The following is an 11661-nucleotide window of genomic DNA, read 5'->3' on the forward strand; positions in this document are numbered from 1 at the left end:
TGACGAGGAGCTCGGCGCCGGCGCTTGCACTGCGAGCCATGCACGATAGGCAGCCGCCGTCGCGGCAGGGGCCGGCGCCGGTACCGTCAGCGGCGACCGCTCGGCATAGACCCTCAAGGCCTCGGCGGCTTGCGCGGCCGTCTGATAACGCGCGGCCGGATCAGGCGCGAGGAAATACGACAGAAGTTTTTGCACCTGCGAAGGCAACCTCTCTGCCGCGCCCGCCCAGGGCGTCGCGGCACCCTTGCGCAGCACGAGTACGGCGGTCACTTCGTGGGCCGTGGGCGATTGCTGCGGCGCGGTGAGCAATTGCAGCAGCAACCAGCCCAGTGCGTAGACGTCGCAGCGAGCGTCAGGCTCGCTGCTCGCCACGAGCAGCTCGGGCGCCACGCACAGCGCCGTGGCCGCTTGCTCTGGCGAGCTGCTGCCGGCCTGCTCGCCGAGGGCCCGCGCAGTGGCGATCGCGCGCTCGTCGCAGACCGACGATTGCGGAGCGAGCGGATCGCCCACGAGCGGCCAGGAGAGCAGTTGCACATTTCCATTGGCGTGCCGCAGCACATTGCCGCCGTGTACGGCCCCGTGGATCTCGCCTGCGGCGTGCAAAGCCACCAGGCCCAAGGCGATTTCGCGCACTACCCGGCAGGCCTCGCCGATCGGCTGAGGTCCGGCCTTGGCCATCCAGACAGCGAGCGGGGCCGCTTCGAGGGCCTCGGCGACGAGGAACTTGTATTGCGCCAAATCGACGAGTGTCCAAGCCTGGCTCAAGCGCGGCTCGTTGCGTTGGGCAGCGTACGCGGCCCGCGCGGCGGCGCGCTCCAGGGTCTCCGCGTCGCTCGACCGTTCGCCGGTCAAGAATCGCAGCAGGACCACGTGCTGCGTCGGCAGATGACGCGCGCGAAAGATCTGTGCCAGGGGCCCAGAAGAGTGACGGTGAAAAACCAGATAGGGCCCGTAATGAAACGGACCGGGATGACCGGCCGCGAGCACCGTGGCCTGGTATCCGCTGATCACGCGCCGTTCGACCAGGTATTTCGCCAGATCTTTGGACGTGGCCGCGGCACCGCGCTGCGTGCGGAACTCGCGGTCGAGTTCGCCGCGACGCTCGGGCGAAATCAGCCCCGCGTCGACGGACAAACGCCAGAAGTCGTCGACCGTTTGCGACATGGCCTCACCGCGAACGCCGCCTCGAGTCGCTGGCAGACCGTAGGCAAGCGACGCGCCCCGAGCAGAAGAGAGTTCCTGTTCCGTTACTTCTGAATCTACCGCGCCCCGGGGTCGCAGGGCAAAATTGCGCGGGCCGGGGTACCTTGGACCGCGCGAAAACGGTCGATTCGTCCGGTCCCCGACGGGCCGGGTGGGATATGATTGGTTAGCCGCACCACCTGAACGTGCGGCCGTCCAGGAAGGAGCAACCTTGTCGATGAAGGCCTTCGACGCCACGCGCCTGTATTTCAATCGTGCCGCCGATCACCTGCAGCTTTCCGAGAACATGCGGCTGTTGCTGCTGACTCCCAAACGGGAGGTCACCGTACAGATCGCCGTCGAAATGGATAACGGCGACCTGAACACCTACATCGGCTACCGGGTGCAACACGACAATTCCCGGGGCCCGATGAAGGGTGGCCTGCGCTTTCATCCGCAAGTCGACCTCGACGAGGTGCGTTCGCTGGCGGCGCTCATGACCTGGAAGACCGCCGTGGTCAACCTGCCCTACGGTGGGGCCAAAGGCGGCATCGCGCTCGATCCGGCAAAACTGTCCCGCCGCGAGCTGGAGCTCGTGACGCGCAAATTCGTCGACGAACTGCACGACATGTTCGGGCCCGATACCGACATCCCGGCGCCCGACATGGGGACCAACGCCGAGGTCATGGCTTGGATCATGAACCAGTACATGAAGTATCACGGCTTCAGCCCGGCCAGCGTGACCGGCAAGCCGGTCGAGATGTACGGTCTGCCCGGGCGCGAGGAGGCGACCGGGCGCGGCATCGGCATTGTGACGATGAAATTGCTCGGGCGGCTGGGGCGCAAACCGTCGAACACCCGCATCGCGATTCAAGGATTCGGCAACGTCGGTTCGCACGCCGCGCGGTTTCTCCACGACGCCGATTGCAAGATCGTGGCCGTGGCCGACGTGAGCGGCGCCTATTACCGGTCGCTGGGGCTCGACATCGGCGACGTGGGCCGCTGGGCGCGTGACCACGGTGGTTCGCTCGCGGGCTATCCCGAGGCCGAGCACATCAGCGGTGCCCAGTTGCTCGAACTGGACGTCGATGTGTTGCTGCCGGCGGCGCTGGGCGGCGTGCTGACGGCCGAAAATGCGCCGCGCGTCAAGGCCCCCATCATCGTCGAGGGCGCCAACGAACCGATTCGGCCGGACGCCGATGCGATCTTCGACGAGCGAGGTGTGGTCGTGTTGCCCGACATCCTGGCCAACGCGGGCGGCGTGACGGCCAGCTATTTCGAGTGGGTCCAGAATCGGCAGTACTATCGCTGGGGCATCGATCGCGTGCGCCAGGAATTGGACCGGGCCATGTCGACGGCCTTCGAAGAGGTCTGGAGCCTGGCGGCGCAGCGGAAAGTGAGCCTCCGCACGGCTGCCTATATCCAGGGCATCGAGCGCGTCGGACGGGCCACGGTGCTCGGAGGCATCAAATGAATACCGGCGGCCCGACACGCGAGACCCTGCTCAAGATCCCCGTGCTGGCCGGCCTGAACGAGACCGAGCGCCGGCAATTGGCTCACGCGGCCCGGTTGCTGGAGTTTCTGCCCGGCCAGGAGATCATGGCCGAAGGGGCTGATACCCGCGAGTTGTGGATTCTGCTGTCGGGCCGGTGCCAGGTGCTGAAGCGTCGCCGCGCCGGGATCACGCTGCCGCGACCGGTCGTGCTGGCGACCCTGGAACCGTACCAGCATTTTGGCGAGATGAGCTTTTTTCATGCCGCGCCGCACTCGGCCGCGATCGTGGCCGAGACCGCGGTGCAGTTGCTCTGCCTGGACCGCTCGGAATTCGACGAGCTGATCTCGGACGGGGCGTGCGCGCCGTACAAACTGGCCTTCAACGCGATGTCGACGCTCGCCGACCGGCTGCGGCGCATGGACGATTGGATCACCGAGTTGATCGACCGCGACGGCACACCCAAGCAGGTCGCCGAATGGGAAGAGCTGCGCCGCAGGATGTTCGCGTCCGGTTTGCGTACCGGCGAGTGAACCCCAACAAAAACCGGCAGGCCAGGTTGTCCTGGCCCGCCGGCGGTTTGCCACCCGAAAGTACTCGCCGCGTTCTCTGTCCGCTTAGTACCGCACGATGTAGTGCAGGTACACGCGGTGGTTGAGGATGTCTTCCCGCTCGGTGAGGGCGGTTTCGACACCGCTACCAATTTCTTGGAACGGGGTCGGCTTCCACTTCGCACCGATCAAGCCGGTCAGGATGTTGTTGCCCGCGACGTCGTTCGAACCGAAGTTGATCAGGTCGAGGCCTTCGAAGTTGAACGGCACGGCGTTGCCGCTGCGCATCCAGTTGAACCAGTTCAACTCGGTCATCAGGTACAGCCCGGTGCCGGCTTGCGAGCCGGTAATCAGGCGGGTCGCGAGGCTGTTCGACCAGTAGAACATGTCGCTGCCGAGATCGTCGTCGAGCGGATAACGCACGCCGGCGCCCGAAAGCAGGAAGAAGTTCTCGCCGAACCGCTGGCCGCCACTCAGGAAGAAGTGGAACTCGCCGTCGCCTTCACCCTGGAACACTTCCGATTGGCCGGTGACGACCTCGTAGGTCAAGCCGGCGCTGAGCAAAGTCTGGGTGTCGGCGTTCTTGTAGACGTTGTACTTCAACCCCAGCGCCGTGTCGGCGAAGCCGTCGCGATCACCAACGCCTTGCGAGTGGATGTTGATCCAGCTGTCTTTCGGCGCGATGATCGACAACCGCTCGGTCAGTGCCAAGCGGAACTGCAACGCGTAATACTGCGCGTCGCCGCCCTGCAGCACGGCATTGTTCTCGGGGAATACGTGCTCCGCGAAGATCGGCTTCAATTCGGTCAGAGTCCGCGGATCTTCGAAGAACAGCGGATTCGAGATCGGGCTGACGAAGTCGATGAAGTCGCGATCCGACGGGCCGATCAGGCCGAACAGACGGCTTTCGCCGTAGGGCCACAGGCAGCATTCGTCACAGCAGCCACCGCAGCAACCGTCGCTGCAACCGCCGCAGCAGCCACCGTTGCAGGTGCCGCATTGTCCGCAGGCCGAGCAGGTACCGCAGGCGGCAGAGTTCCCGCAGGCGGTACAGCCCGTAACGCCGCAAGAACCGCAATTTCCAGCACATGCAACCGGGGCGCAGCAGCCGGCTTGCTGAGCCCAGGCGGAACCGGCCATTCCGCTGCTAAACAGGCCGACTACCGCGCTCAACACCAACCAAGAATGTCTTCGCATCGAGGCCCCCTCCGTGGCGCATTTGCGATTTGTGGGCCCCCGAATGACGGCCGATCCGTGCCGCGGGGACAAACGCTTCCGGGCATGTTCCAACATGCCGCTCGAAGCACTGCTGTGTTGATTCGGCGGGGGCACTCTGCGCGCTTGAACAGCGGCCAGGCAGTTCGATGCCTAGTTGCGAGTCAATTCGCAAGCGCACGAAGATTCATCGCCACAACCGGCAGAGCTTTATAGGAGTGTCACACTAGCATTTGCGGTTTTGCGACGCAGAAGCACGCATTTCAAAGTGCTAGCAGCCGCCATGGCCGGACGAGTCGGTCGTCAGACCAAGCGCGTATCGCGCCGCGTGGGTGCGTCATAACCGCGCAGTCCGCCGATCACCTGCTCCAACACGTCGGCCGCACGCTCGATCTCCGCACGGCTGACGTCGAGATGCGTCACGGCGCGCAGCGCTTGGGGGCCAATCGGCAAGATCCACACGTCGCGGGCCGCCAGGTGCGCGGAGAGCGATTCGGCCGAACCCAGGCTGGGATCGGCGCGAAAATAAACAATGTTGGTATCAATTGCCGTGCCTTGCAGTTTCAGGCCATTGATCGCGGCCACGCGTTCGGCGAAGTATTTGGCATGGGCATGATCTTCCGCCAGGCGCTCGATGTGATGATCGAGCGCCCACAGCGCGCCGGCGGCGATGATGCCGGCTTGGCGCATGCCGCCGCCGAGCAACTTCCGATGGCGTCGCGCCAGGCGAATCGCCTCGTGCGTGCCGGCAAGCGCCGATCCGACCGGGGCACCGAGGCCCTTGCTGAAACACACGCTCACGGTGTCGAAGTGACTGCTCCAGCGCAGGGCCGGGATGCCGGTGGCCACCGCGGCATTGAACAGCCGCGCGCCATCGAGATGGGTGCGCAGTCCCGCCTCGTGTGCCCAGGCGCAGATCGCTGCGACGCCGTCGTACGGCAGCACACGGCCCCCGCCGCGATTGTGCGTGTTCTCCAGACACACCAGACGCGTGCGCGGTTGGTGGTCGTCCTCGGGGCGAATCAGCTCGCGTAGCTGGTCGAGTTCGAGTATGCCTTCCTTCCCGGCGACGGTCCGCGCCGCGACGCCGGCCAACTGCGCATAGCCGGCTTGCTCGTAATAGTAGATATGGCACTCGGCCTCGCAGATCAGTTCGTCGCCCGGCGAGCAATGCACGCGGACGCCCAATTGATTGCTCATTGTGCCCGAGGGGACGAAGATCGCCGCCTCCTTGCCCAGCAATTCGGCGACGCGGGCCTCGAGGCGATTGACGGTCAGGTCGTCGCCAAACACGTCGTCCCCGACCACGGCGTTGGCCATAGCGGCCCGCATCTCCGCCGTGGGACGCGTGACCGTGTCGCTGCGCAAATCGATCGGGCGGGCATTCATCGTGGGGGCATCTCGTGGGATCGGGGGGGCGGAAATCGGGCACCGCGACTCCTGGCGGACGAGTCATTCTACCGCCCCCTTTTCGGTCTCGCGGTGCCGGGTCAGAATAAAACCTTGCGCGGCCCAGTGGGCCGTACCCCGATTGGCTTGTCGCCCGCGAGGCGATCTGCGCGAGTTTGCCCGTGGGACATTTGAAGATTCGGCGACTGGACACCCGGCGCGACGATATCGGCGCGGCGCTGGCCGAGTTGCGCCGCCAACTCAGCCCGCAGGGCGACGTGGTCAGCGAAGCAGGCCGGCGCCGGACCATCGAGGTGTTCGGCGAGCCGCTTTCACCGCGCGAGGTCGTAACCCGCATCTGCCATGACGTGCGCGACCAGGGGCTGGCGGCCGTACTCGACTATTCGGCGCGAATCGACCGCGCGCGCCTGACTGCCGAGACGATTCGCGTCGGTCCCGACGAACTGGCCGCTGCGCATGTCGGGGCACCCGCCGACTTGCTCCAAGCCGTACGCCAGGTGCGCGACAACGTGCTCGAGTTTCAGCGGGCCATCTTGCACCGCGACGTGCAGGTCGAGCGGCCCGGCGGCTATCTACGGCAGCGCTATCTGCCGTTGGCCCGGGTGGGTATCTGCGTGCCGGGCGGCGCGGCCGCGTATCCGTCGACCGTACTGATGACGGCCGTCCCGGCGCAGGCGGCCGGAGTTCGCGAGATCGCGGTCGTCGCCCCGCCGACGCCGTTTGGCGCGTATAACCCGCACCTTTTGGCCACCTGCCACGAGTTGGGCGTGACCGAGGTCTATCGCCTGGGCGGCGCCCAGGCCGTGGCCGCGATGGCCTATGGCATTTCGGGCCTGCCGCGCGTCGACAAGATCGTCGGGCCGGGCAACCTGTTCGTGGCCCTCGCCAAGCAGCTCGTCTACGGCGAGGTCGACATCGATTCGATCGCTGGCCCCAGCGAAGTGGTAGTGCTCGCCGATGCATCGTCGCCGCCCGAATTCGTGGCCGCGGATTTGCTGGCGCAGGCCGAACATTCTCCCGGCGCCAGTGTCCTGATCACGTGGAGCGCGGCCGTGGCCGACGCCATGGTGGCCGAACTCGACCGGCAATTGGGCGATTTGGCGCGAGGCGATCTGGCGCGGGCCAGCTTGGAGGAGTTCGGGGCGATCATCCTGGTGCGCGACGGCGACGAAGCGTGCCGGCTGGCCGACGAGATCGCGCCGGAACACCTGCACATCGCCACGGCCGATGCCGAGCGCTGGTTGGACAAGATCCCTCACGCCGGTGCGGTGTTCTTGGGGCCGTACACGCCGGTTGCCGTGGGCGATTATGCGGCCGGTCCCTCGCATGTGTTGCCTACCGGCGGCACGGCGCGGTGGGCGAGCGGGCTTTCAGCCAACGACTTCTTGCGCCGCAACAGCGTGCTGCATTTTGATCGCGCCGGCCTCGAGCGGCTGGCTGCCGACGTGCGCTGCCTGGCCGAGATCGAAGGACTCACCGCGCATCGCGAAAGCGTCGAAGTGCGCTTGCGTCCGCGCACTTAGGCCGTGGAATTCGATTCGCTGCACGCAGGAACCGGCTCGCTGATGTCCTACTTTCGTCCCGAGATCGATCGTCTGACCGGCTACGCCCCCGGCGAACAGCCGCAGGCCGGCAAGTTCATCAAGCTCAATACGAACGAGAATCCATATCCCCCGTCACCGGCCGTGACGAGAGCCATTGAGGCCACGCTAAGGGGCGGCCTGAGCAAGTATCCCGACCCGTTGGCGACCGCGTTTCGCACGCGTGCCGCCGCGCTGTTGCGAGTCGATCCGTCGTGGATTCTCTGTGGCAACGGCAGCGACGACATTCTGACGATCGTCACCCGGGCCTTTGTCGGCGCGGGCCAACGCTTGCGGTTGCCCTATCCCAGCTACGTGCTCTACGAAACGCTGGCCGGCATTCAAGGTGCCGTCGCCGAGGCCGTCCCGTTCGATCGCGAGTGGCGCTTGCAGCCGGCCTTCGGTGAGCCGGGCGCAGGGCTCCGGCTGGTGTTCCTGGCCAACCCGAACAGCCCTTCGGGCACGGTGGTGCCGCCGGCCGAGGTGCTGGCCTTGGCCCGGCGATTGCCGTGCCCGCTGTTGGTCGACGAGGCCTATGCCGATTTTGCCGAGACCAACTGCGTCGACTTGGTGGCACAAAGCGACCGAATCCTGGTCTCGCGCACGCTGAGCAAGTCGTACGCTTTAGCAGGACTGCGGTTCGGGTTTGTCGTGGCGCAGCCGCACGTGATCGAAGGCTTGACCAAGGTCAAGGATTCGTACAACTGCGATGCGCTGTCGATCGCCGGAGCCGTGGCAGCGATCGACGACCAGGACTGGTTGGTCGAAACGCGCCGCAAGATTCTCGCCACGCGGCGCCGGTTGACCGACGGCATGCGCGGCTTGGGTTTCGCGGCCGTCGAATCGCAGGCCAACTTTGTCTGGTGTCCGCATCCCGAGATCGCGGTGAAGCCGCTTTATGAGCGGCTGAAGCAAAGCCAGGTACTGGTGAGGTACATGAACTATGCAGGCTGGGGCGATGGTCTGCGAATCTCGGTAGGCACGGACGACCAGGTCGATGCTTGTTTGAATCTATTGCAAAGCTTTCTCTAGTGCTCGCCAAACATCCATGACGCGCAAAGCAGCAATCGTACGCCGGACCGCCGAAACACAAATTGAGCTGGCCCTCGATCTCGACGGTACGGGTCGCGCGGACGTGCGCACGGGGGTGGGGTTCTTCGATCACATGCTCACGCTGTTGGCCCGGCATGCGTGTTTCGATCTCGACGTCACGGCCGAAGGCGACCTGCACGTCGACGCGCATCACACGGTCGAGGATGTCGGCATTTGCCTCGGTCAGGCACTGCGCCAGGCGCTGGGCGACAAGTCCGGCATTCGGCGCTACGGCCATTTCACGCTGCCGATGGACGAGACGCTCGTCACCTCCGCGGTCGATTTGAGCGGCCGTTTCGCGTTGGTTTTTCAGGCGCCGATTCCGTCGCCCAAGATCGGTGAATTCGACAGCGAACTCGTCGAGGATTTCTGGCAGGCTGTCGCCGCGAACGCCCTGTGCAATCTGCACGTGCTCTTGCATCACGGCCGCAACAGCCATCACATCGCCGAGGCCGTCTTCAAGGCCACGGCACGGGCACTGCGCATGGCCGTCGAACCGGACGGCCGCATGACGGGCGTGCCCAGCACCAAGGGCTCGCTCGACGGCTAGCAGCCTGCGTTGCATGCCCCCAGTGCGCTGGCGTTGCGCGGACGACGGCGGCTGCGGCGGTTATCTGCCTAGATTTTCGGCAGTTCTTCGCACATTCGACCGATGGTACGCAGGTTGCATCTCTGGGGTGTCGCTTTCAACCTAACGCCGCACTCACACTGTCAAACAACATGGATGCCGTTCACCTGGCGATAACTCGCCGCGTCAAACCCGGCCGCGAAGCCGAGTTTGCCGCGGCATTGCGTGAATTTGCCCGCGACTCTTTGCACGAACCTGGCACGACGGGAATCCACCTGATCGAGCCGGTGCCGGAAACCGATGAACCGGAATTCGGCATTCTCCGCTCGTTCGATTCGGAATGGGCCTGCCGCGACTTCTATCGCTCGCAACGCTATCAACGCTGGGAGCACTCGGTCGCTCACTTGGTCGACGGTCCGCCGATACGCCGGCAGCTCAACGGCTTCGAGGCGTTCTTTCGGACTTCGCGTCCTGCGCCGCCGCGCTGGAAGATGGCGTTGATCACTTGGCTCGGGGTCTACCCGGTCGCGCTGTTCTGGATGTCGGTGTTGCCGGCGCAGTTGTTCACGCTGCCGCGCGCGGTGTATTCGATTCTCACCACCGGCCTGATGGTGGCGTCGCTCGCGTGGGTCGTCATGCCATGGTTGACGCGGATCTTTCGTCCGTGGCTTGACTTCGTCCCCCATCGGGTGCGCCGCACCACTCAGTCGGCCCTGCAGGCCGAATCCCTGGCTGCCTGAGCCGGCCGATTGCCCCCGTCCGTGCCGGGATGCAAAATCGCTGCCTGACGCGCAAGCCGTCCGCGCATGGACGCCGCTTGTCGTGGGAGGTGGCGATGATCATCGGACGCACATGGGCACAGGTATTCGTCTGCTGGTGCACGCTCGCGTGCGCCTGGGGGGCTGGCGCGCCGGCTGACGACGACTTCTCGCCGATCTTCGATGGCCGGACCCTCGATGGGTGGCGCGGCCAAGACGATTCTTTCTGGACGGTCGAAGACGAGGCCATCACTGGCACCATCCGCCCCGATCACCGGCCGTCGCTCAATCAATACCTGGTCTGGCAGGGTGGCCTGGTCGAGGATTTTGAGCTGCAGCTCGAGTTTCGACTCACGGGATCGACAACGCCCGATACCAACGGCGGGTTCCAATTTCGCAGCCGACGGTTGCCGAACGGAGATGTCGCCGGCTACCAGGTCGACAACAATTTCGGCCAACCGTGGCGCGCCCGGCTCTACTACGAATTTGGACGGCACGATCTGGCCCGCGAAGGTGAACGTGCGCGATTCCTGCCCACGGGCGAGCGCAGCGTCGAAGCGCTGCCCGTGGCCTCGTCACACCCCGAATTTCGGCTCGACGAGTGGCACGAGTATCACCTGATCGCCGTGGGGCCCCATCTGCAGTTGTTCGTCAACGGGAACTTGATTGCCGAGGTCTTCGACGACGACCCGGATAGCTTCGAACCGCGCGGCATCCTGGCGATGCAACTGCACACGGGACCGCCGATGAAGGCGCAGTTCCGCAAGCTGCGGCTGAAACGTTTGCAGACCGCGTCCGCTGCTTCGCGCGAGGCGCTGCTGGCCGATGCCGCCTTGGCCTGGGATCTCGGCGAGCGCGCCAGCGCGCATCAACCGCCCTTGGCCACCGTGGGCGGCGTGGCGGTCGAGCAGGTCAGCGCGGCCCTGCGGGCACTTCCCGGCGAGCGCGTCGCGCGGCTTGACGACGGCTATTTTCATGCCCAGGTCGACCTCAACGCGCCTCGGGCTTGGAGCTTTCCGGGCGAGGCCTTGACCGTTCATGTTCGCGCGTACCTGCCCGAGGCAAGCTCACCGCGAACGCTGGTCGCCAAGGGCAGTACGGCCGAGGCCTTGAATTTTCGCCTCGGCGAGGCGCAAGCCGGCGGAGACAACGAGCCCACACTGCAATTCACCGTCGGCACGGCGTCGGGAACGTTCTCGGCCGGATTTCCGCTCGCCAAGATTGATCGAGCTGCCTGGCACGACTTCGTCGGACGCTACGACGGCCAGCAAATCGAGATCTATTGCGACGGTCAACGGTTGGATCAACGGCCGGCAAGCGGCGCGCTGCGGCCCAGCGCCGCGCCGATCCTGCTGGGCGCCGCGACGGACGACGAGGAAATCGCGCATGGTTTCCAGGGCGAATTGGCCACGATCACGCTGTGGCCGCGCGCCCTAACCGACGCTGAGCTGCGGCTCCTCGTGCCGCAGACGGCCGACACGCGCGACGCGTCGATCAGCCGCCGTCGGTGGCAGTTTTGTGCGCAACGAACGCCGGCGGCAGGAAGCGGAGCAAGTCGCTTGCCACGAGCGACCACGGTCCGAGTTGCGCCGCGGCCAGGTCGCCCGCCAGTCCATGCAGGTGGGCGCCCAGGAGCGCCGCCTCGAACGGCGGCAACCCTTGCGCCAGCAGCGCGGCGATCACTCCCGTCAGCACATCGCCCGTCCCGCCCGTTGCCATCCCCGGGTTGCCAGTACGAACGATATCTGCACGAGCGCCGTCGCTGACCACGGTGCCATGTCCCTTGAGCACGACGACCGCGCCGGCGCGCAAG

The 11661-nt window shown here is 65.6% G+C and carries 10 protein-coding genes; 7 read left to right on the plus strand and 3 right to left on the minus strand.

Annotated elements, in window-relative coordinates:
* The coding region (locus K1X74_22925; protein MBX7169205.1) for a hypothetical protein at window positions 1-1164 on the minus strand (1164 nt) is incomplete at its 3' end.
* A gap of 256 nt (window positions 1165-1420) precedes the next feature.
* On the opposite strand from K1X74_22925, the gene K1X74_22930 reads away from it, so the two are divergent.
* Both K1X74_22930 and K1X74_22935 read left to right on the plus strand, forming a co-directional pair.
* A complete protein-coding gene (locus tag K1X74_22930) occupies window positions 1421-2656 on the plus strand; it encodes a glutamate dehydrogenase (protein MBX7169206.1) in 1236 nt (411 codons plus the stop codon).
* The gene (locus tag K1X74_22935; GenBank protein ID MBX7169207.1) at window positions 2653-3207 is read left to right on the plus strand and encodes a cyclic nucleotide-binding domain-containing protein; all 555 of its coding nucleotides are present in this window, start codon (window positions 2653-2655) and stop codon (window positions 3205-3207) included. The genes K1X74_22930 and K1X74_22935 overlap by 4 nt, the downstream gene beginning before the upstream one ends.
* Window positions 3208-3291: 84 nt before the next feature.
* Here the strand turns inward: K1X74_22935 and K1X74_22940 are convergent, their stop codons facing one another.
* Window positions 3292-4422 (minus strand): hypothetical protein, encoded by a 1131-nt coding sequence (locus tag K1X74_22940; GenBank protein ID MBX7169208.1) that lies wholly within the window; start codon window positions 4420-4422, stop codon window positions 3292-3294.
* 321 nt (window positions 4423-4743) lie between these two features.
* Entirely contained in the window at window positions 4744-5829 is a 1086-nt protein-coding gene (locus tag K1X74_22945) for an aminotransferase class I/II-fold pyridoxal phosphate-dependent enzyme (GenBank protein MBX7169209.1), read from the minus strand.
* 176 nt (window positions 5830-6005) lie between these two features.
* On the opposite strand from K1X74_22945, the gene hisD reads away from it, so the two are divergent.
* The 5 genes from hisD to K1X74_22970 all read left to right on the plus strand — a co-directional run bounded on the left by hisD (window position 6006) and on the right by K1X74_22970 (window position 11614).
* Window positions 6006-7373 (plus strand): histidinol dehydrogenase, encoded by a 1368-nt coding sequence (gene hisD, locus K1X74_22950; protein ID MBX7169210.1) that lies wholly within the window; start codon window positions 6006-6008, stop codon window positions 7371-7373.
* A 42-nt stretch (window positions 7374-7415) separates the two neighbouring features.
* Entirely contained in the window at window positions 7416-8462 is a 1047-nt protein-coding gene (gene hisC / locus K1X74_22955) for a histidinol-phosphate transaminase (protein ID MBX7169211.1), read from the plus strand.
* 16 nt (window positions 8463-8478) lie between these two features.
* Complete coding sequence (gene hisB, locus K1X74_22960; GenBank protein MBX7169212.1) at window positions 8479-9072, plus strand: imidazoleglycerol-phosphate dehydratase HisB; 594 nt, start codon at window positions 8479-8481, stop codon at window positions 9070-9072.
* A gap of 170 nt (window positions 9073-9242) precedes the next feature.
* Window positions 9243-9830 (plus strand): antibiotic biosynthesis monooxygenase, encoded by a 588-nt coding sequence (locus tag K1X74_22965; protein MBX7169213.1) that lies wholly within the window; start codon window positions 9243-9245, stop codon window positions 9828-9830.
* A 95-nt stretch (window positions 9831-9925) separates the two neighbouring features.
* A complete protein-coding gene (locus tag K1X74_22970; protein MBX7169214.1) occupies window positions 9926-11614 on the plus strand; it encodes a DUF1080 domain-containing protein in 1689 nt (562 codons plus the stop codon).
* The last annotated feature ends 47 nt before the right edge of the window (window positions 11615-11661 follow it).

It is taken from the genome of Pirellulales bacterium, from assembly GCA_019694435.1.
Taxonomy (GTDB): domain Bacteria; phylum Planctomycetota; class Planctomycetia; order Pirellulales; family JAEUIK01; genus JAIBBZ01.